General features: G+C 68.8%; 17 protein-coding genes. 13 read left to right on the top strand and 4 right to left on the bottom strand.

What is annotated here, in order from left to right; all coding sequences use genetic code 11:
* The first annotated feature begins 19 nt into the window (after window positions 1-19).
* From CES90_RS39705 to CES90_RS39695, 3 genes are all read left to right on the top strand, one after another.
* On the top strand, window positions 20-679 hold the full coding sequence (locus CES90_RS39705; RefSeq protein WP_189787825.1) for a TetR/AcrR family transcriptional regulator: 660 nt from the start codon (window positions 20-22) through the stop codon (window positions 677-679).
* A 122-nt stretch (window positions 680-801) separates the two neighbouring features.
* Window positions 802-1,041, top strand: a complete 240-nt coding sequence (locus CES90_RS39700) for a heavy-metal-associated domain-containing protein (protein WP_189787826.1) — start codon at window positions 802-804, stop codon at window positions 1,039-1,041.
* Between the two features lie 26 nt (window positions 1,042-1,067).
* Window positions 1,068-3,341, top strand: a complete 2,274-nt coding sequence (locus CES90_RS39695; RefSeq protein ID WP_189787827.1) for a heavy metal translocating P-type ATPase — start codon at window positions 1,068-1,070, stop codon at window positions 3,339-3,341.
* Between the two features lie 581 nt (window positions 3,342-3,922).
* Here CES90_RS39695 and CES90_RS39690 read toward each other — a convergent pair.
* Together CES90_RS39690 and recD2 are read right to left on the bottom strand one after the other, a co-directional pair.
* Window positions 3,923-5,212, bottom strand: coding sequence for a citrate synthase (locus CES90_RS39690; protein ID WP_189787828.1), 1,290 nt, complete (start codon window positions 5,210-5,212; stop codon window positions 3,923-3,925).
* Window positions 5,213-5,502: 290 nt separating this feature from the next.
* On the bottom strand, window positions 5,503-7,764 hold the full coding sequence (gene recD2 / locus CES90_RS39685) for an SF1B family DNA helicase RecD2 (protein ID WP_189787829.1): 2,262 nt from the start codon (window positions 7,762-7,764) through the stop codon (window positions 5,503-5,505).
* Between the two features lie 242 nt (window positions 7,765-8,006).
* Between recD2 and CES90_RS39680 the strand changes: the two genes are divergently transcribed.
* Entirely contained in the window at window positions 8,007-11,039 is a 3,033-nt protein-coding gene (locus CES90_RS39680; RefSeq protein WP_189787830.1) for an MGH1-like glycoside hydrolase domain-containing protein, read from the top strand.
* Window positions 11,040-11,300: 261 nt separating this feature from the next.
* Here CES90_RS39680 and CES90_RS39675 read toward each other — a convergent pair whose 3' ends face one another.
* Window positions 11,301-11,624, bottom strand: coding sequence for a helix-turn-helix domain-containing protein (locus CES90_RS39675; protein WP_189787831.1), 324 nt, complete (start codon window positions 11,622-11,624; stop codon window positions 11,301-11,303).
* Window positions 11,621-12,001 carry a type II toxin-antitoxin system RelE/ParE family toxin gene (locus CES90_RS39670; protein WP_189787832.1) on the bottom strand — a complete coding sequence of 127 codons (381 nt, stop codon included), beginning with the start codon at window positions 11,999-12,001 and terminating at the stop codon, window positions 11,621-11,623. Before CES90_RS39670 ends, CES90_RS39675 begins: the two co-directional genes overlap by 4 nt.
* A 264-nt stretch (window positions 12,002-12,265) precedes the next feature.
* Here CES90_RS39670 and CES90_RS39665 point away from each other — a divergent pair, with 264 nt between their 5' ends.
* From CES90_RS39665 to eccD, 9 genes are all read left to right on the top strand, one after another.
* Window positions 12,266-13,303, top strand: coding sequence for a LacI family DNA-binding transcriptional regulator (locus CES90_RS39665; RefSeq protein ID WP_189787833.1), 1,038 nt, complete (start codon window positions 12,266-12,268; stop codon window positions 13,301-13,303).
* Window positions 13,300-14,829: a sugar ABC transporter ATP-binding protein gene (locus CES90_RS39660; RefSeq protein ID WP_189787834.1), complete on the top strand. Its 1,530-nt coding sequence runs from the start codon at window positions 13,300-13,302 to the stop codon at window positions 14,827-14,829. Before CES90_RS39665 ends, CES90_RS39660 begins: the two co-directional genes overlap by 4 nt.
* A complete protein-coding gene (locus CES90_RS39655) occupies window positions 14,819-16,771 on the top strand; it encodes an ABC transporter permease/substrate-binding protein (RefSeq protein ID WP_189787835.1) in 1,953 nt (650 codons plus the stop codon). The genes CES90_RS39660 and CES90_RS39655 overlap by 11 nt, the downstream gene beginning before the upstream one ends.
* An 86-nt stretch (window positions 16,772-16,857) precedes the next feature.
* On the top strand, window positions 16,858-17,757 hold the full coding sequence (locus CES90_RS39650) for a ribokinase (RefSeq protein WP_189787836.1): 900 nt from the start codon (window positions 16,858-16,860) through the stop codon (window positions 17,755-17,757).
* The gene (rbsD, locus tag CES90_RS39645) at window positions 17,754-18,143 is read left to right on the top strand and encodes a D-ribose pyranase (protein WP_189787837.1); all 390 of its coding nucleotides are present in this window, start codon (window positions 17,754-17,756) and stop codon (window positions 18,141-18,143) included. The genes CES90_RS39650 and rbsD overlap by 4 nt, the downstream gene beginning before the upstream one ends.
* A 348-nt stretch (window positions 18,144-18,491) precedes the next feature.
* Complete coding sequence (locus CES90_RS39640; RefSeq protein WP_189787838.1) at window positions 18,492-18,824, top strand: hypothetical protein; 333 nt, start codon at window positions 18,492-18,494, stop codon at window positions 18,822-18,824.
* 20 nt (window positions 18,825-18,844) lie between these two features.
* Window positions 18,845-19,156, top strand: coding sequence for a pore-forming ESAT-6 family protein (locus CES90_RS39635; protein WP_189787839.1), 312 nt, complete (start codon window positions 18,845-18,847; stop codon window positions 19,154-19,156).
* Between the two features lie 50 nt (window positions 19,157-19,206).
* On the top strand, window positions 19,207-19,524 hold the full coding sequence (locus tag CES90_RS39630) for a hypothetical protein (protein WP_208921570.1): 318 nt from the start codon (window positions 19,207-19,209) through the stop codon (window positions 19,522-19,524).
* A gap of 52 nt (window positions 19,525-19,576) precedes the next feature.
* Window positions 19,577-20,935, top strand: a complete 1,359-nt coding sequence (eccD, locus tag CES90_RS39625) for a type VII secretion integral membrane protein EccD (RefSeq protein WP_189787841.1) — start codon at window positions 19,577-19,579, stop codon at window positions 20,933-20,935.
* Window positions 20,936-20,940 lie beyond the last annotated feature (5 nt).

Genomic DNA, 20,940 nt, shown 5'->3' with positions numbered 1-20,940 from the left:
GAAAGCTGGGGATAACCGCGTGCCCACGAACCAGGAGAAGGAGCAGCCGCGCCGCCGTCAGGCCCGCGGCGAGCGCCGCATCGCCCAGCTCCTCGAGGCCGCGGCCGCCGTGTTCTGCTCGACCGGCTACACCGCCGCCAGTACCAACGCCATCGCCCGCGAGGCGGGCGTCTCGCCGGGCACGCTGTACCAGTTCTTCCCGAACAAGGAAGCGATCGCGATCGAGCTGGGCGAGCGGCTCATGCACGAGATGCGCGAGACGTACGGCGAGGCGCTCGCCCCGATCGACCCCGCGACGCCGCTGGAGGAGGCCGTCGCGGCGGCCGTGGACAGGTTCATCGACTTCAACCGCCGACACCCGGTGTTCTTCACGCTGATGCACGGCCCCGACATCCCGGGCCGGATCGCCGAGGAGCACGACGCCCTGCACGCGACCCTGGTCGCGCGGGTGGAGGCCCTGCTCTCGCCATTCCTGCCCGACACGCCCGCGGTCGACATCACCCGTACCGCACATGTCTGCGTGGCCATGTACAAGGCGGGCCTGGAGCTGGTCCTCGCCAGCGAGGGCGCAGAGTGCGACGCGTACATCCAGGAGCTGAAGATCGTCCTGCTCCGCTACCTCGAACCCCTCGTGGGCGACAGGCTCGCCCGAGGCCCTGCCTCGACTCCGGCCACCTGACCGGATCCCAGGGCCGGCGACCTCACTCACTCGACCCCTCTTGGATTCATACCCCCTAGGGGTATAGAGTGGGTGTTCTGAAGGTTACTCGAACCCCACATGCCCCGAAGAGGAGCAACGACATGACCGCCCAGACCGACACCCCGGGTTCCGTCACCACCGTCTACAAGGTGAGCGGCATGAGCTGCGGGCACTGCGAAGGCGCCGTATCGGGTGAGATCTCCGAGATCGCCGGCGTCTCCTCCGTGAAGGCCGTCGCCTCCAGCGGCGAGGTCACCGTGACCTCGGCCGCCCCGCTCGACGAGGAGGCCGTCCGCGCCGCCGTGGACGAGGCGGGCTTCGAACTGGTCGGCCGGGTCTGAGGCCGCACGTTCCCCGGAGCACGGACATGACCAGCACCACGACAGAGCCCGCCATAAGCGGACCCGTCCATGAGGTCGAGCTGACCATCGGCGGCATGACCTGCGCCTCCTGCGCGGCCCGCGTCGAGAAGAAGCTCAACCGCATGGACGGAGTCACCGCCTCGGTGAACTACGCGACGGAGAAGGCGAAAGTCACCTACCCCGTAGGGGTAGAGGTCGCCGATCTGATCGCGACCGTGGTGAAGACGGGCTACACGGCCGAGGAGCCCCCGCCACCGGCTCCGCCGAAGGACGAGGCGACACAGGAGCAGGAACAGGCCGCCGAGGACGACGATCCCGAGCTCGCCTCCCTGCGCCGGCGCCTGACCGTCTCGGCGCTGCTCGCCGCCCCCGTCGTCCTCATGTCCATGATCCCGGCCCTGCAGTTCGACAACTGGCAGTGGCTGTCGCTGACGCTCGCCGCTCCGGTCGTCGTCTGGGGCGGGCTGCCCTTCCACCGGGCCGCGTTCACCAATCTCCGGCACGGCGCGGCCACGATGGACACGCTCGTCTCGGTCGGCACGCTCGCCGCCTTCGGCTGGTCCCTGTGGGCGCTGTTCTGGGGACACGCGGGCATGCCGGGCATGCGGCACGGCTTCACGTTCACGGTGGCGCGTACGGCGGGGCCCTCGACGATCTACCTCGAAGTGGCCGCCGGGGTCGTCGCGTTCATCCTCCTGGGCCGCTATCTGGAGGCCCGCTCCAAGCGCCGCGCGGGCGCCGCCCTCAAGGCGCTGCTGAAGCTGGGCGCCAAGGACGTCTCGGTGCTGCGCGAGGGGCGGGAGGTGCGGATCCCGGTCGACCGGCTCGCCGTGGGCGACCGTTTCGTCGTACGCCCCGGGGAGAAGCTCGCCACCGACGGGACCGTCGTCGAGGGCTCCTCGGCCATCGACGCGTCCATGCTGACGGGCGAGTCGGTACCGGTGGACGTGACCGTCGGGGACTCCGTCACGGGCGCGACCGTGAACGCCGGGGGCCGGCTCGTCGTCGAGGCGACCCGGGTCGGCGCGGACACCCAGCTGGCCCGGATGGCACGACTGGTGGAGGACGCGCAGAACGGCAAGGCGGAGGTGCAGCGGCTGGCCGACCGGATCTCGGCCGTGTTCGTCCCGGTCGTCCTGCTCGTCGCGGTCGCCACGTTCGGCGCCTGGCTCGGTGCCACGGACGACACGACGGCGGCCTTCACGGCGGCCGTCGCGGTCCTGATCATCGCCTGCCCGTGCGCTCTGGGCCTCGCCACCCCGACCGCCCTGCTGGTCGGTACGGGCCGCGGCGCCCAGCTCGGCATCCTCATCAAGGGCCCCGAGGTCCTGGAGTCCACCCGCCGCGTCGACACCGTCGTCCTGGACAAGACGGGCACCGTCACCACCGGCCGGATGACCCTCCAGAAGGTGTATGTCACCGAAGAGAGCGGCGAAGACGTCCTCGAAGAGGACGTACTGCGACTCGCGGGCGCCGTCGAACACGCCTCCGAGCACCCCGTCGCCCGGGCGATCGCGGCGGGCGCCGCGGAGCGGATCGGCGCCTTGCCACCCGTCGAGCACTTCGAGAGCGTGCCCGGGAAGGGCGTACACGGCCACGTGGAGGGCCACGACGTCCAGGTGGGCCGGATCCATGACGGCCCGCTCCCCGAGGCCCTGAAGGCCGCGAAGGAAGCCGCCGAGAACGCGGGGTACACAGCGGTCGTGGTCGCCCGCGACGGCGTGGCACTCGGTGTCGTCACGGTCGCCGACGCGATCAAGGAGACCAGCGCCGAGGCCGTACGACGGCTGCGGGCACTGGGGCTCACGCCGGTGCTGCTGACCGGGGACAACGAGCGGGTGGCACGTTCCGTCGCGACGGCGGTCGGCGTGGACGAGGTCATCGCCGAGGTGCTGCCGCAGGACAAGGTCGACGTCGTACGTCGGCTGCAGGCCGAGGGCCGTACGGTCGCGATGGTCGGGGACGGGGTCAACGACGCGGCCGCGCTGGCCACGGCCGACCTGGGTCTTGCCATGGGCACGGGGACGGACGCGGCGATCGAGGCGGGCGACCTGACACTCGTCCGCGGGGATCTGCGGGTGGCCGCCGACGCCATCCGGCTGTCGCGGCGGACCTTGACCACGATCAGGGGGAACCTGGTCTGGGCGTTCGGATACAACGTGGCCGCCCTGCCGCTGGCCGCCGCCGGGCTGCTCAACCCGATGATCGCCGGGGCCGCGATGGCCTTTTCATCCGTTTTCGTCGTGACGAACAGCCTACGACTGAGGGCATTCTCATGACGGTCGGGTAAAAGTCCCTCTGGAGTCCGGCCTCAGCCTCACATAAGCTCTTCACAAGGCTCGCGCATCATCCTTACGCTGGACCCCTGTCGCCGTATCGGGTCTCTTGCCCATCTTTCAGGACATAGGGCAGGAGACGCAGATCACAGTGACGGGAACGTAACCATCAAAGGGGTTCGTGAGTCTAAGTTGGCGATGTCAGAAGCGTCTTGGGGGGCGTGACTGACATCTGGGGATGTCTTGGGGGATGTTCCCGGAGTTGCGTTGCCGGGGCACGTGCACCGGGGAGCTTTGAGCGGCCCTCCCGTACGTACGCGTCCCGGCAGACCGCAGTAGAACAAGTACAGGCAGGACGAGTTCTGCTCGTTCAGTCCAGCGATTCAGGCGCTGGCCCACCAGACGCCCGGCCGGATCCCGTGGGGGGAATCCGTACCGGGACATGGGAAGGCGCCCTGCTCGCCGGCCCGTGGGGGGACCAGCGGCGCAGGGCGCCTTTCTTCTCACCTGTGCAAAACCTGTACGACACCACCAGGCCCCGTACCGGAGGATTCCGCTACGGGGCCCAGCAGAGCGATCGGTGACTAGCGGGACTCGACCGGAACGAAGTCGCGCTCCACGACCCCGGTGTAGATCTGACGCGGCCGGCCGATGCGGGAGCCGGGCTCCTTGATCATCTCGTGCCACTGGGCGATCCAGCCCGGCAGGCGGCCGAGGGCGAAGAGGACCGTGAACATCTCGGTCGGGAAGCCCATGGCGCGGTAGATCAGACCCGTGTAGAAGTCCACGTTCGGGTAGAGGCTGCGCGAGACGAAGTAGTCGTCGGAGAGCGCGTGCTCCTCCAGCTTCAGCGCGATGTCCAGCAGCTCGTCGGACTTGCCGAGAGCGGAGAGGACGTCGTGCGCGGCGGCCTTGATGATCTTGGCGCGCGGGTCGAAGTTCTTGTAGACCCGGTGGCCGAAGCCCATCAGACGGACGCCGTCCTCCTTGTTCTTCACCTTGCGGATGAAGGAGTCGACGTCACCGCCGGCGTCGCGGATGCCCTCCAGCATCTCCAGCACGGACTGGTTGGCGCCGCCGTGCAGCGGACCCCAGAGGGCGGAGATGCCGGCGGAGATCGAGGCGAACATGTTCGCCTGCGAGGAGCCGACCAGGCGGACCGTGGAGGTCGAACAGTTCTGCTCGTGGTCCGCGTGCAGGATGAGCAGCTTGTCGAGCGCGGAGACGACCACCGGGTCGAGGTCGTACTCCTGGGCGGGGACCGAGAAGGTCATGCGCAGGAAGTTCTCGACGTAGCCGAGGTCGTTGCGCGGGTAGACGAACGGGTGACCGATCGACTTCTTGTACGCGTACGCCGCGATCGTCGGGAGCTTGGCGAGCAGGCGGATCGTGGAGAGGTTGCGCTGCCGCTCGTCGAACGGGTTGTGGCTGTCCTGGTAGAACGTCGACAGGGCGCTGACCACGGAGGACAGCATCGCCATCGGGTGGGCGTCGCGCGGGAAGCCCCGGTAGAAGTTCTTGACGTCCTCGTGCAGCAGGGTGTGCTGCGTGATGTCGTTCTTGAACACGGAGAGCTCGTCGACGGTCGGCAGCTCGCCGTTGATCAGCAGGTAGGCGACCTCCAGGAAGGTGGAGCGCTCGGCCAGCTGCTCGATCGGGTAGCCGCGGTACCGCAGGATGCCCTGCTCACCGTCGAGATAGGTGATGGCGGATTTGTAGGCGGCGGTGTTGCCGTAGCCGCTGTCCAGGGTGACCAGACCGGTCTGGGCCCGGAGCTTCCCGATGTCGAAGCCCTTGTCACCGACGGTGCTGTCGATCACCGGGTAGGTGTACTCGCCGTCGCCGTACCGCAGTACTACAGAGTTGTCGCTCACGTCTTCCCTCACCGACGTAGTGCCTCATCTTCGAGGTGCCCTGACTGTCTCTACCATCCCCCAATTGGCTCAGGAGAGTGCACTCGGGGTCGACCATCGGGCCTATCGGCGGCACTGAGTGCCGCCAACTTGTTCATCCTGCCGCTTCCGTCCGACAACTGGAAGAGCTGTGTGACCTTTACGACTCATTTGATCGATCAAATTTCACTCACGCGTCACCTGGGGCACACGAGAGGTCCTTCCCGGAGATCCTGCGGCCCGCTCGGAGCCTGTCCGGAGATCCTGCGGCCTTACAGGGCCCGGGGCGCGAGCCGGAAGTCGAGGGCCGTGCACCGCCGACCCGCGGAGACCGTGCGCACCGCCTGCCCTATCGCCTTGCGGGAGCCGACGAGGACAACCAGCTTCTTCGCCCGGGTGACCGCCGTATACAACAGGTTCCGCTGGAGCATCATCCAGGCCCCGGTGGTCACCGGGATCACCACGGCCGGATACTCGCTGCCCTGGGAGCGGTGGATGGTCACCGCGTAGGCGTGCGCCAGTTCGTCCAGTTCGTCGAACTCGTACGCCACCTCCTCGTCCTCGTCGGTGAGCACCGTCAGCCGCTGGTCGACGGGGTCGAGCGCGGTGACCACGCCGACGGTGCCGTTGAAGACGCCGTTCTCGCCCTTCTCGTAATTGTTGCGAATCTGGGTGACCTTGTCGCCGACGCGGAAGACCCGGCCGCCGAACCGCTTCTCGGGCAGATCGGGGCGGGCCGGGGTGATGGCCTGCTGGAGCAGGCCGTTGAGGTTGCCCGCGCCGGCCGGGCCGCGGTGCATCGGCGCGAGCACCTGGACGTCGCGGCGTGGGTCGAGTCCGAACTTGGCCGGAATACGACGGGCCGCCACATCCACCGTGAGCCGCCCGGCCTCCTCCGTGTCGTCCTCGACGAAGAGGAAGAAGTCCTTCATGCCGTCGGTGACCGGGTGCTGCCCGGAGTTGATCCGGTGCGCGTTGGTCACCACCCCGGACTGCTGCGCCTGGCGGAAGACCTTGGTGAGCCGGATCGCCGGGATCGGGCCGCCGTCGGCCAGCAGATCGCGCAGGACCTCACCGGCGCCGACGCTGGGAAGCTGGTCGACGTCCCCGACGAACAGCAGATGCGCCCCCGGAGGCACCGCCTTCACCAGCTTGTTGGCGAGGAGCAGGTCGAGCATGGACGCCTCGTCGACGACCACCAGGTCTGCGTCCAGCGGGCGGTCCTTGTCGTAGGCCGCGTCACCGCCGGGCTTCAGTTCCAGGAGCCGGTGGACGGTGGAGGCGTCGGCTCCGGTCAGCTCGGAGAGGCGTTTGGCGGCGCGGCCGGTGGGGGCGGCGAGCACGACCTTCGCCTTCTTGGCGCGGGCCAGCTCGACGATCGAGCGGACCGTGAACGACTTGCCGCAGCCGGGTCCGCCGGTGAGCACGGCCACCTTCTCGGTGAGCGCGAGCCGGACGGCCGCCTCCTGCTCGGGGGCCAACTCCGCGCCCGTACGCCCCTTGAGCCACGCCAGCGCCTTGTCCCAGGCCACGTCCCGGAAGCCCGGCATGCGGTCCTCGTCCGTGCGCAGGAGGCGCACCAGCTGGGCGGAGAGGGAGAGTTCGGCCCGGTGGAAGGGGACCAGGTAGATCGCGGTGACCGGCTCGCCGTGCTCTCCGGGCACCTTCTCCCGTACGACACCGGGTTCGCCGGAGTCCTCGTCCGGCTGGGCCAGTTCCGCCAGGCACTCGATGACCAGGCCCGTGTCGACCTGGAGGAGCTTGACCGCGTCGGCGATCAGCCTCTCCTCGGGGAGGTAGCAGTTGCCCTGGTCGGTGGCCTGCGAAAGGGCGTACTGAAGGCCCGCCTTGACGCGCTCCGGACTGTCGTGCGGGATGCCGACGGACTGGGCGATCTTGTCGGCGGTGAGGAACCCGATGCCCCAGACGTCGGCCGCCAGGCGGTACGGCTGGTTCTTGACCACCGAGATCGAGGCGTCGCCGTACTTCTTGTAGATACGGACGGCGATGGACGTGGACACCTCCACCGTCTGGAGGAAGAGCATGACCTCCTTGATCGCCTTCTGCTCCTCCCAGGCGTCGGCGATCTTCTTGGTGCGCTTGGGGCCGAGGCCCGGGACCTCGATGAGGCGCTTCGGCTCCTCCTCGATGATCTTCAGGGTGTCCAGGCCGAAGTGCTGGGTGATGCGGTCGGCGAAGACCGGGCCGATGCCCTTGACCAGGCCCGAGCCCAGGTAGCGGCGGATGCCCTGGACGGTGGCGGGGAGGACCGTCGTGTAATTCTCGACAGTGAATTGTTTTCCGTATTGAGGGTGGGAGCCCCAACGGCCCTCCATGCGCAGGGACTCGCCGACCTGGGCGCCGAGCAGCGCGCCGACGACGGTGAGCAGATCGCCGCCGCCGCGGCCGGTATCCACGCGCGCGACCGTGTAGCCGTTGTCCTCGTTCGCGTACGTGATGCGTTCCAGTACGCCTTCGAGTACGGCCGACCGACGCTCGCCGGTCCCCGCCGGGGACCCCGTCTGATTGGGCATGATCCGACGCTACCGCCGGGGTACGACAGCGCGGATCGCCTGTGGACAAGTCCGCGCCCCCCACGCGCGCGCCCCATCGTTCAGAGCGCTTCAGATCACCCTAGCCCTACCTAGGTTCCACCTATGTCCCGCCTATTGACTTTCCTGCGCGCCCGTCACTACCGTCTCCCAGAATTTCGAACAGCGTTCGTAATTTCGAACATCTAGAGCCGCCGTATGAGTGCCCAATGGAGGACACCTCGATGCGTTCCCCCTCCAGACGTAGACGTAGCAGCCGCGCTCTGGCCGCCCTGTGCGGCTCGGTGTTGTCCATCAGCCTGTTGTCGGTGGGCCCGGGAGCGAGCCCGGCGCTGGCCGCCGACGACCCCAACGCGGTCGCGCTGGACAAGGACGCGATCCTCGCCGCGAACCAGCTCGACGAGCGCGAGTGGTACAAGGACAACATCCCGTTCCTCGACACCCCCGACGACGACATCGACGAGGTCTACTACTACCGCTGGAGCACCTTCAAGCGCGCCCTCCGCTACACCGTGCCGGGCACGGGGTACGTGTCGACCGAGTACGACGTGCCGATCGGGTACGCCGGGAACCCGTACACCGCGCTCCCGGACGCGACCGGCTACCACCTGCTGGACGGGCGCTGGCTGCACAACCGCGACTACGCCGGTGACTACCTCGACTTCTGGCTGCGCGGGGCGGGCAACTCGGGCGTACGGAACTTCAGCGAGTGGATCACGAGCGCCGCGTACCAGCGCTATCTCGTGACCGGGGACGCCGCGCAGATCAAGTCGGCCCTCCCCCATCTCATCGCGCTGTACAAGCGGTGGGACTCGAACTTCACCAACGACATCACGGTCAACGGCACGGCCTCGACCAGCGACCTGTACCACCAGACCCCGCTGTCCGACGCCACGGAGTACACCGAGACGTCGATGCACAGCAGCAACTGGTTCAGCGGTGGCCGCGGCTACCGGCCCACGATCAACGCGTACATGTTCAGCGCCGCCCAGGCGATCAGCAAGATCGCCACCATGAACGGCGACACCGCTACCGCGAACGAGTACGACGCGAAGGCCGCGCAGCTCAAGGCCGCCGTGCAGAACTCGCTCTGGGACCCGCAGCGCAACTTCTTCATGCAGGTCTACAACACGGACGCCACCAACGGCACGCTGAAGCAGACCAGGACGACCTGGCGCGAGGCGATGGGCTTCGCGCCCTGGGCGTTCAACCTGCCCGACGCGCAGTACTCGTCGGCGTGGAAGTACCTGACCGACTCCAAGCGGTTCAAGGCGCCGTTCGGGCCTACGACGCTGGAGCGGGTGCACGACTTCGAGGCCGAGCAGGCCACCCGCAACCGGGCGAACCTGTTCAACTCGTCGACGGCCTCGAACGGTTCGTACGTCGGGCAGATCGACTTCGACGACAGCCACGTCACGTTCACCGTGGACGCGCCCGGCGCCGGGACGTACCCCGTGACCGTCCACTACGCCAACGGCACGACCAGCACCTCGACCCACAAGCTCATCGTCAACGACGACACCGCGAACCCGATCACGGTCAGCTACGCGCCCACCGGCGCCTGGCAGAAGTTCTCCGAGTCGCAGTCCGTGACCGTGCAGGTCCCCATGAAGGCCGGGGCCAACACTCTGAAGTTCGCCAAGGGCACGGGCTTCGCCGAGCTCGACCGGATCACCGCGAACCCGTACTTCAACTACCAGGCGATACCCGCCGTGCAGAAGCGCGACGACGCCAACTGCTGCCACTGGAACGGCCCGAGCTGGCCGTACCAGACGAGCCAGATCCTGACGGGCCTCGCGAACCTGCTCCAGGACTACCCCGCCCAGAACTTCGTCACCAAGGCCGACTACCAGACGATGCTGGCCCAGTTCGCCGACCTCCAGCACAAGGACGGCAAGCCGTACGTCGCCGAGGCCGCCAACGGTGACACCGGCGAGTGGATCTACGACGGGTTCAACTTCAGCGAGCACTACAACCACTCCAGCTTCAACGACCTGGTGCTGAGCGGTCTGCTGGGCATCAAGCCACAGGCCAACAACACGCTGGTGCTGAAGCCGCTGGTCCCGTCGGGATGGGACTACTTCGCGGTGGAGAGCCTGCCGTACCACGGGCACACGTACTCGATCCGCTGGGACCGGGACGGCTCGCACTACGGCAAGGGCAGCGGCCTGCAGATCTTCCAGGACGGGCAGCGCATCCACCAGTCGTCGACGATCGGCGCCACCACGACCGTGAACGTGGCCACCCCGGTCACCCCGGCGCAGCCGACGCGCCTGATGAACGTCGCCGCCAACCCGCTGACCGCCGAGCAGGACTGGCTGGGTCGCGCGATCACGCAGCCGTACCCGAAGGCGTTCGCCTCCTACACCAACACCGTCTCCAACGGCCCGCACTGCCACAGCGGCCAGACCTGCAAGCCGACGACCTTCGACGCCCCGCTGCGGGCGACGGACGGCTGGATCCGCTACGACAAGATCCCTGACGACCGCTGGACCAACTCCGGCTCGCCGAACGCCACCGACCACCTCGGCGTCGACCTCGGCGCGCCACGGAAGATCAACGAGGTGAAGTTCTACACCTACGACGACGGCGTCAACATCCGCGTCCCGGCGAGCTACACCGTGCAGTACCTCAACAACGGCTCGTGGGTGAACGTCCCGAGCCAGACGAAGAGCCCCGCGACACCCGTCGCGAACAACGCCAACGAGGTGACCTTCCCGACGATCACGACTTCGCAGTTCCGGGTCGTGTTCACACCTCAGGCGGGCAAGTTCGTCGGGGTCACGGAGCTGGAGTCCTGGTACCCGGAGACGCCGCAAGTGAAGATCAGCAACAGGAACAGCGGTCTTGAGCTGGGGATCGCCGGCTCCTCGATCGCCCCCGGAGGCGCCGTACAGCAGCAGACCGCCGACAACACCGCCAACCACTGGTGGAAGATCGTCCCCGCCGAGAACGGCTACTACAAGATCTTCAACACCAACAGCGGTCGGGTGCTCGGCATCAATGGCGGCTCCACGACCGCCGGTGCGACGGCATTGCAGTGGGGCGACACGCTCACGGCCGACCATCTGTGGTCGGTGGTGGACGCCGGTGGTGGCTACGCCAAACTCGTCAACAAGAAGAGCGGCTTGGTGCTGGGCATCGACGGGATGTCCAAGACCTCCGGGGCACAGGCTCTGCAGTGGGACGACAACGGCACGGCGGACCATCTGTGGAGGATCGTCGCGGAGGACGGTTCCACACCGTTCACTTCGTGACGGGGGCTTGATTCGTCACTGGGTTCGCCTGGTGACTGGGTTCGCCTCGTGACTGGGTTCGCCTCGTGACTGGGTTCGCCTCGTGACTGGGTTCGCCTCGTGACTGGGTTCGCCTCGTGACTGGGTTCGCCTCGTGACTGGGTTCGCCTCGTGACTGGGTTCGCCTCGTGACTGGGTTCGCCTCGTGATCAGAGGGCCTCGTGACCGGACGTCCGCCGTGGCTCGCATTGCGGGCTGCGGCGGACGTCGGCGTTTTCGGCCTCACCCGACCTTGCGCAACTCCCCGTCGCCGAAGACCGCCACCATGATGAGGCTCCCGCCCAGCGCCTCGATGTACCTCGCCACGACGTCCGTGCCGGAGACCTGGCCGCTCTCGATCTGCGAGATCCTCCCCTTGCTCACTCCCATACGCTCAGCCACCTGAGCCTGGGTGAAGCGGCGTTCCTGTCGCATGTCGACCAACCGCCAGGCACGGGCCTCGGCGAGCATGCGCTCGGTACCTTCGATGAACGCATCCCGACCGCCGGACAGTTCCTCCGCCCGCTCCCGATGCCCGCTCGCCGACCACCTGACGTGTCCGTTCACTTCCCCGACTCCCTCCTACGGTCAGCCACGTACTCCGCGTACCGACGCTCGGCGAGCGGAATCGCCTCGCCGTACCAGGCGTTCCAGTTCCCGGCCTTGTCTCCGGCCACCAGCAGGATCGCGGAGCGCCAGGGATCGAACATGAACAGGACACGTACCTCGCTCCGACCCGAGGATCCGGGACGGAGCTCCTTGAGGTTGTGCAGAGCCGATCCCTTGATCCGGTCCACGAGCGGACGGCCCTCGGCAGGTCCGTGGCAGGCGAGGATCCAGATCGTCTGGTTCACGAGGACGTACGAGTCCGCATCCGACTTCTCCAGGTCGTGCGGCCACTGATCCACCTCGTCGGTCAGGTAGACGTCCCACTGCTCTTCCACCTTCAATCCTTTCGGGAGTTTAGCATTCACTAAACTTCGAAGCTGTGGCGAGCGAGACGGAATCCCGAGGCCCTTCACTCGAAAGAGGCCGGGGGTCGATCGCGACAGGCGCACCTTCGGCCGCCATCACGATCTGGTCTCGGCGTCTTGCCTGCGGGCGTGTAATCGATTCCAATCCTCCGTACACGTCGATGTAATCGATTCCAAGCGATCGATCACGTGTGGCTCACGAGTCCTACGAGTTCCACGAGGAGGTGGACGGCGATGGCCGGCATCAAGGACGTCGCTGCCGAGGCGAGGGTGTCCGTCGCCACGGTGTCGCGGGTCCTGAACGACCATCCGTCGGTCAGTGCGGAGGCACGCGCGCGCGTGCTGGCCGCCGTGGAGGCGCTGGGGTACCGGCCCAACGCCGTCGCCCGCTCTCTGCGTACCGATCAGACCCACACCCTCGGGCTCGTCATCAGCGATGTGATGAACCCTTACTTCACGGAGTTGGCGCGGTCCGTGGAGGAGGAGGCGCGGGCGCTGGGGTACAGCGTGATCATCGGGAACGCCGATGAGCGGCCCGAGCTTCAGGATCATCATGTGCGGAACCTGCTCGATCGGCGGATCGACGGGCTTCTCGTGTCGCCTACCGATGGTGGGTCGCCGTTGATGTTGGATGCCGCTCGGTCGGGGACGCCCATGGTGTTCGTGGACCGGTGGATTCCGGGCGTCGACGTGCCTGTCGTGCGGGCGGACGGGCGGGGTGCCATACGGGATCTCATGGCGCATCTGCACGGGCTCGGGCACCGGCGGCTCGCGATCATCGCGGGGCCCGCCGCCACCACGACCGGCAGTGAGCGTGTCGAGGCCTTCCGGGCGGCCCTCGCCGAGTACGGGATCCCCCTCCCGGAGGCCTACACAGGGCAGGGCGATTTCCAGGCCGAGAGCGGGCGTCGGGTGACCGAAGGCTTTCTCGACCTGGCCGAGCCGCCCGAGGTCGTGTTCGCGGCCGACAACCTGATGGCGCTGGGCGCGCTGGACGCCATCCGCGCGCGCGGGATGCGCGTTCCGGACGACATCGCACTGGCCGCGTTCGACGACATCCCCTGGTTCGTGCACACCGACCCGCCGATCACCGCGATCGCCCAGCCGACCGGTGAGCTGGGGCGAGCCGCCGTACGGGCGCTCGTCGACCGCATCGAGGGGCGGCCCCCGCAGTCCGTCACCCTCCCCGCCCGTCTTGTCGTACGCCACTCGTGCGGCGAGCCACCGGCTTCCTCAGAGCCGTCCCCCGTAACGAACAGGAGCCATTCGTGAGCAATTCGGACGAGTTGCTGCGCATCGAAGGCATACGGAAGACCTTCCCCGGTGTGGTCGCGCTGGACGGCGTCGACTTCGATCTGCGCCGGGGCGAGGTGCACGTACTGCTCGGTGAGAACGGCGCGGGCAAGAGCACCCTCATCAAGATGCTCTCCGGTGCCTATCGGCCCGACGCCGGGCGCGTCTTCGTCGAGGACCGGGAAGTGACCATCCATGGCGCGCAGGACTCCGAGCGCCTCGGGATCGCCACCATCTACCAGGAGTTCAACCTCGTACCCGATCTGACGGTCGCGGAGAACATCTTCCTCGGACGACAGCCGCGTCGCTTCGGGATGATCGACCGGAAGCGGATGGAGACCGAGGCCGCCGGACTCCTCGAACGCGTCGGTGTGAACGTGTCTCCACGCGCGCGTGTGCGTGAACTCGGGATCGCCCGGCTTCAGATGGTCGAGATCGCCAAGGCACTCAGCCTCGACGCACGTGTGTTGATCATGGACGAGCCGACCGCCGTGCTGACGACCGAGGAGGTCGAGAAGCTCTTCGCGATCGTGCGCAGGCTGCGCGAGGACGGCGTCGGGATCGTGTTCATCACGCATCACCTGGAGGAGATCGCCGCCCTGGGGGATCGGGTCACCGTCATCCGGGACGGGAAGAGTGTCGGGCAGGTGCCCGCCGCCACGCCCGAGGACGAGCTCGTACGGCTCATGGCGGGGCGCTCGATCGACCAGCAGTACCCGCGGCAGCAGCCCGACGCCGGGGAGGCGTTGCTCGTCGTCGAGGGGCTCACCAGGGACGGTGTCTTCCATGATGTGAGCTTCGAGGTGCGGGCCGGTGAGGTCGTCGGTATCGCGGGGCTCGTCGGGGCCGGTCGTACGGAGGTCGTGCGGGCCGTGTTCGGCGCCGATCCGTACGACAAGGGGGCCGTGAAGGTCGCCGGCGCCCCGGTCCGCAAGGACGACGTCAACGCGGCGATGGCCGCCGGGATCGGGCTCGTCCCCGAGGACCGCAAGGGCCAGGGGCTGGTGCTCGACGCCTCCGTCGAGGAGAACCTCGGACTGGTCACCCTGCGGGGCGCCACCAAGGGCGGGTTCGTGGACCTCAGGGGGCAGCGGGCGAACGCGGCCCGGGTCGCCGAACAGCTCGGGGTCCGCATGGCCGGGCTGCACCAGCATGTGCGCACCCTCTCCGGCGGCAACCAGCAGAAGGTCGTCATCGGCAAGTGGCTGCTCGCGGAGACCAAGGTGCTGATCCTCGACGAGCCGACGCGTGGCATCGACGTCGGCGCGAAGGTCGAGATCTACGAGCTGATCAACGAGCTGACCGCGGCCGGGGCCGCCGTGCTCATGATCTCCAGCGATCTGCCCGAGGTGCTCGGCATGAGCGACCGGGTCCTCGTCATGGCCCAGGGGCGGATCGCGGGCGAGCTGCCCGCCGCCGAGGCAACCCAGGACGCCGTGATGGCGCTCGCCGTCTCCAACCCCACCACCCTCACCAGTGAAACGGAGGCCTCCCGTGGCCGCTGACACGCTCAAGAGCACTACGGGCGCGAGTGGCGCCTCGGGGCTTCGCCGACTCCTGCTCGACAACGGGGCGCTCACCGCGCTCATCGTCCTCGTCGTCGCCATGTCGGCGCTGTCGGGCGACTTCCTGACGGCCGACAACCTGCTGAACGTCGGCGTCCAGGCGGCCGTGACCGCCATCCTCGCCTTCGGCGTCACCTTCGTGATCGTGTCGGCGGGCATCGACCTGTCGGTCGGCTCGGTGGCGGCCCTGTCGGCCACCGTGCTGGCCTGGAGCGCCACTTCGGAGGGCGTCCCGGTCTGGATGGCCGTGATCCTCGCGATCGTCACCGGCCTCGCGTGCGGTCTCGTCAACGGCTTCCTCATCTCGTACGGGAAGCTCCCGCCGTTCATCGCGACGCTGGCCATGCTGTCGGTGGGCCGGGGTCTGTCGCTGGTGATCTCACAGGGCAGCCCGATCGCGTTCCCGGAGTCGGTGTCGCACCTCGGTGACACGCTGGGCGGCTGGCTGCCGGTGCCGGTTCTCATGATGGTCGTCATGGGGATCGTCACGGCGGTGATCCTCGGGCGTACGTACATCGGGCGTGCCATGTACGCGATCGGTGGCAACGAGGAGGCGGCCCGGCTGTCCGGTCTGCGGGTGAAGCGGCAGAAGCTCGCGATCTACGCCCTGTCCGGTCTGTTCGCCGCCGCCGCGGGCATCGTGCTCGCCTCCCGTCTCTCCTCCGCGCAGCCGCAGGCCGCGCAGGGCTACGAGCTCGACGCGATCGCCGCGGTCGTCATCGGCGGCGCCTCGCTGGCCGGAGGTACGGGCAAGGCCTCGGGGACGCTGATCGGCGCGCTGATCCTCGCGGTGCTGCGCAACGGCCTCAACCTCCTTTCGGTGTCGGCGTTCTGGCAGCAGGTCGTCATCGGTGTCGTGATCGCGCTGGCGGTGCTGCTGGACACGGTCCGCCGCAAGGCCGGGGCCACTCCGGTCGCGGCCGGTGCCGGTGGCTCCGGGGACCGGCGCAAACAGGCGGCGACGTATGTGCTGGCCGCGGTGGTCGCGGCGGCGGTCGTGGGTGCGACCTCCTTCCTGCACAGCGGTTCGTCGGCGGCGAAGAGCCAGAAGATCGGGCTGTCGCTGTCCACCCTCAACAACCCCTTCTTCGTGCAGATCCGCGCCGGCGCGCAGGACGAGGCGAAGAAGCTGGGCGTGGACCTGTCCGTCACCGACGCGCAGAACGACGCCTCGCAGCAGGCCAACCAGCTGCAGAACTTCACCAGCGAGGGCCTCGGCACGATCATCGTCAACCCGGTGGACTCCGACGCGGTGACCCCGGCGGCCAAGGCCGTGAACAAGGCGGACATCCCGCTGGTGGCCGTCGACCGCGCGGTCAACGGCGCGAACACCGCCGCGCTCGTCGCCTCCGACAACGTCAGCGGCGGCAAACTCGCCGCGAAGGCGCTCGCCCAGAAGCTGGGCGGCAAGGGCGAGATCGTCATCCTCCAGGGCCAGGCGGGCACCTCCGCCAGCCGGGAGCGCGGCGCCGGCTTCGCCGAGGGTCTGAAGGCCTACCCGGGCATCAAGGTCCTCGCCAAGCAGCCCGCCGACTGGGACCGCACCAAAGGCCTCGACGTGATGACGAACCTCCTCCAGGCCAACCCCGACGTCGACGGCGTCTTCGCCGAGAACGACGAGATGGCCCTCGGCGCGATCAAGGCGCTGGGCTCCAAGGCCGGCAAGTCCGTCCAGGTCATCGGCTTCGACGGCACGGCCGACGGACTGAAGGCCGTGGAGAACGGCACGCTGTACGCGTCGGTCGCGCAGCAGCCCGCCGAACTCGGCAGGATCGCCGTGCGCAACGCGGTCAAGGCCGCCGAGGGCGAGAAGGTCCAGAAGTCGGTGATGGTGCCGGTGAAGGTGGTCACGTTGGAGAACGTGGCCGAGTTCAGCGGCTGACGATCAACGGTTGACGATCAACAGATGACGTCATCTGTTGTCTGTCAGCCCCTGTTCCAACCCCCCACAGCACAGGGAGATGTTTCATGTACGACTACGACCTCCTGGTCGTGGGATCGGCCAACGCCGACCTGGTGATCGGTGTCGAGCGGCGGCCGGGCGCCGGGGAGACCGTGCTCGGCTCCGACCTGGCCGTCCACCCGGGCGGCAAGGGCGCCAACCAGGCTGTCGCGGCGGCCCGACTGGGCGCCCGTACGGCCCTGTTGGCCCGGGTCGGCGACGACGGCAACGGCCGGCTGCTGCTCGACTCACTGGGGGATTCCGGGGTCGACACGGCGGGTGTGCTGGTCGGCGGGGCGCCGACCGGGGTCGCGCTGATCACGGTGGACCCGTCCGGGGACAACAGCATCGTGGTGTCGCCCGGCGCCAACGGGAAGCTGACCCCCGAGGACGTCCGGGCCGCCGACGCGCTCCTGCGGGCCTCCCGGGTGGTCTCGGCGCAGTTGGAGATCCCGTTGGAGACGGTCGTGGAGGTCGTACGGCGGTTGCCGGAGGGGACGCGGTTCGTGCTGAACCCGTCGCCGCCGCGGGAGTTGCCCGAGGAGGTGCTGGCCACCTGTGATCCGCTGATCGTCAACGAGCACGAGGCGCGGGTCATCGTCGGGGGTGAGCTGGAGGGTTCGCCGGAGGACTGGGCGCGGGCGCTGCTGGCGCTCGGGCCGCGTTCGGTGGTCGTCACGCTGGGGGCGGAGGGGGCGCTGGTCGCGACCGCCGAGGGCAGTGCGCGGGTGGCCGCCGTGAAGGTGGAGGCCGTGGACACCACGGGGGCCGGAGACGCGTTCACCGCCGCGCTGGCGTGGAAGCTGGGCGCGGGCGCGGCGCCCGCCGAGGCCGCCGCGTACGCGGCCCGGGTCGGGGCCGCCGCCGTCACGAAGGCCGGGGCGCAGGTGTCCTTCCCGACCGCGGAGGAGGTCGAGGCGCTGTGAAGCGGGCCGGGATCCTCAACCGTCATCTGTCGGGCGCCCTCGCCGAGTTGGGACATGGGCACGAGGTGCTGGTGTGCGACGCCGGCATGCCCGTGCCGGAGGGGCCGCGTGTGGTGGACCTCGCGTTCCGGGCCGGGGTGCCGTCGTTCGCCGAGGTGCTGGACGGGCTGCTCGACGAGCTCGTGGTCGAGGGCGCGACCGCGGCGTTCGAGGTCCGCGAGGCGAACCTGGAGGCGGCGGCTCTGCTGGAGGACCGGTTCCCCGAGCTGGAGTTGGTCTCCCACGAGAAGCTGAAGGAGTTGTCGGCGGGGGCGCGGCTGGTCGTACGGACGGGGGAGGCGCGGCCGTACGCGAATGTGCTGTTGCGCTGCGGTGTTTTCTTCTGAGCAGGCTGAAGCAGTCCCAGCAGGGTGCCCCGGCATGCTTCGAGGGGCCCGGTCCAGTGGACCGGGCCCCTCGGTTTCCCCTCCGTATCAGAACCCCCGCGATCCCCCCAGATCCCCCTCCGAGAAGTCCTGATGCCAAGTACGACCTGCGAGTTGGGGGAAGGGTTGTACGGCCTCCGGAGAATTTTTCCGGCTCCCTTCGGGAGAACTTTCCGGGCAGGTTCTCGGGCAGGTTCTGGTTATGTCCCGATCATGTCACTTCACACACTTGTGCGTTGCGGCTGCAACGCGTTGTGGGAGAGCATGTTCGAGACGTAGGTGACCCAGACACACGGGGGTGGACACGACGTGAAGTTCGACATGGGGTCGACGACTCTGGCGGACCTCGGGAAGAGCACACTCGGGTCGAGTGACGACCTGGGAACGCTGATCCAGTTGCTGATCAGCGCGGCGGAGCCACTGGAGGGCAAGTTCAACGGCGCGGGCAAGGTCGCGTTCGACTCGTTCAAGAACCGCGCGGACGAGATCACCGCCGACCTGAACGGCTCGCTCGCCGCGATCCTGGGCGGTCAGTCGGGCATGGACAACGCGTTCGGCACCGGTGATATCGAGTCCCAGGACAACGCCAACCAGAACATGGGCCTGGCCAACTTCGACGCGGCCCGCTTCGGCGCCCGATAAGCAGCTAAGGGGGATTCACCATGGGTCAGAACCAGGACCGCCGTTCGTACGACACCGGCGCCTCGAGTGAGGTGCAGACCGCGCTCGGCACGATCGTGGGCCAGTTGGAGCGGGTGCTCGGCGACCGTGACGCCGCCGTCAAGGCCGCGATGACCGACTTCCAGGCCGACGGGGTCTCGGACGAGTACCACGGCAAGGAAGAGCGCTGGAAGAAGGCCGCGGGCGAGGTCCGCGAGATCATCCGCCTGGTGCGCACCACGCTGGAGCAGAACGACGGCACCGCCCAGGCCACCCAGGCCAAGGCCCGCGCGGCGGTCGACCAGATCGGCTGACGGGCAGGTAGTCCGGGGGTGTTCACGGAAGTGGTAGGGGTCCCGTAGCGGTGGCAGCGCAGGATTACGACAGCCAGTTGCTGGAGTCGGTGTCGGTGCGGCGCCGACGGCTGCGGGACGCCCTGCTGTTCGGGGCCGGGCGGCAGCGGCGTTCGGTCGACGAGCGGGTCGGGAAGGTGTTCGCCGGGATCGTGATCGCGGCGGTGTTGTGCGCGGGGTGTGTGGGGTGGTCTTTCGTGTCGAACCGCATCATCGGCAAGAGCCCGTACGGGAGTTCCGTGCAGCCCTCCGGCACGCCTTCCCCGACGTTGTCCACAACCCCTTCTCCGACGTTTTCCACAGCCCCGACCAGCACTTCTACCCGGTGATAGGTTCGATCGCGTGATGGCTACGGGGGCTCTGGGACAGACAACCGACAGCATGCGTACGGCGCTCAGCCGGGTGACGCTGGTCGGCGAGCGGCGACGCGTCGATCTCGTGCTGCCGTCGCGGGAGCCGGTCGGTCTGCTGCTCCCGGAGATCATGCGGCTGCTCGACGACCGGGTCGGCGGGCGGCCCGAGTTGCGTCATCTCGTCACCGCGGACGGTTCCGCGCTGGCACACGACAGCACGCTGGAGTCGGCCGCGATCCCGGACGGTGCCGTACTGCGGCTCGTGCGCGCCGAGGACGCGCCGTCGGCGCCTGTCGTGCACGACGTCACGGACGAGGCCGCCGAGGATCTCGACGCGCGCGGCCGGCGCTGGCGTCCGGCCGCCCGGCGCGTCACGGCCGGGCTCGCCACGGTCGGCTGGGCCCTGACCGCCGGGGTGTTCGCGCGGGACGCGTACGAGCCGGGGACGGTGGCGGGCGCGCTGCTCGCCGTCTCCGTGGTGGCCGCGCTCGCGGGCGCGCTGCTCGGGCGGGCCGGGAAGCGCGGGCTGGCCACGACGCTGATCGCCACGGCCGGTGCGCTGGGCCTGCTCGGCGCCGCCACCCTGGCCGACGCCGAGGGCTGGTCCGGTATGCCGCAGGTCGCGGCCATGGCGACCGCCGGGGTCGTCACCCTCGTCCTGTTCGGACTGTTCACCCCGCTCGGCCGCGGCGGACTGGTCGGGGCCGGGGCTCTGGCCGGGGCCATCGTATGCTGGCTGGGGGTCGCCGCGTTCGTGTCGGGCACGATGGCGGACTCGGTGCCGGTGGTGGAGCAGGCCGAGATGGGGGCCGTTCTCGCGGTGGTCTCCGTGATCGTGCTCGGGCTGCTGCCCAGGCTCGCGCTGATGGCGTCGGGCCTTTCCGGCCTCGACGACCGGCGCTCCGGCGGTGCCTCGGTGAGCCGCTACCAGGTGGCCGCCGCGCTCACCGCCACGCACCGGGGGCTGGCGCTCGCCACGGTCACCATGGCCGTCTCGGCGACCGCGGCCGGGGGGTTCGCGCTGCGCGCGCCCACCAAGTGGACCGTCCCGCTGGCCGTCGTCACCATGGTCGTTCTCGCGCTGCGCGCCCGGGCGTTCCCGCTGGTCGCGGAGGTCGTGGTGCTGTTCGGCGCGGCGTCGGTGCTCGCGGTGCGGCTCGTCTCGGTCTGGCTGGAGCACTCCGGCGCCGCGGCCGGCCCGCTCGCCGTACTCGCGCTGCTGGCCGCCCTGCCGCTGCTGGTGCTCGCCGTGGAGCCCGCCGAGCACGTACGGGTACGGCTCCGGCGCCTCGGCGACACGCTGGAGTCCATCGGTGTCATCGCCCTGTTCCCGCTGCTCATCGGGGTGTTCGGCGTGTACGGACGACTGCTCGACACCTTCGCGTAGGAGCT

This window comes from Streptomyces capitiformicae, assembly GCF_002214185.1.
Taxonomy (GTDB): Bacteria; Actinomycetota; Actinomycetes; order Streptomycetales; family Streptomycetaceae; genus Streptomyces; species Streptomyces capitiformicae.
This window is presented reverse-complemented; position numbering and strand designations above follow the sequence as displayed.

Bases quoted from the DNA above. Each gene is read 5' to 3' on its own strand.
- recD2 (WP_189787829.1), bottom strand. From the start codon at position 7,764: ATGCCCAATCAGACGGGGTCCCCGGCGGGGACCGGCGAGCGTCGGTCG.
- CES90_RS39665 (WP_189787833.1), top strand. From the start codon at position 12,266: ATGGCCGGCATCAAGGACGTCGCTGCCGAGGCGAGGGTGTCCGTCGCC.
- CES90_RS39680 (WP_189787830.1), top strand. From the start codon at position 8,007: ATGCGTTCCCCCTCCAGACGTAGACGTAGCAGCCGCGCTCTGGCCGCC.
- CES90_RS39700 (WP_189787826.1), top strand. From the start codon at position 802: ATGACCGCCCAGACCGACACCCCGGGTTCCGTCACCACCGTCTACAAG.
- CES90_RS39635 (WP_189787839.1), top strand. From the start codon at position 18,845: ATGGGTCAGAACCAGGACCGCCGTTCGTACGACACCGGCGCCTCGAGT.
- CES90_RS39650 (WP_189787836.1), top strand. From the start codon at position 16,858: ATGTACGACTACGACCTCCTGGTCGTGGGATCGGCCAACGCCGACCTG.
- CES90_RS39695 (WP_189787827.1), top strand. From the start codon at position 1,068: ATGACCAGCACCACGACAGAGCCCGCCATAAGCGGACCCGTCCATGAG.
- eccD (WP_189787841.1), top strand. From the start codon at position 19,577: ATGCGTACGGCGCTCAGCCGGGTGACGCTGGTCGGCGAGCGGCGACGC.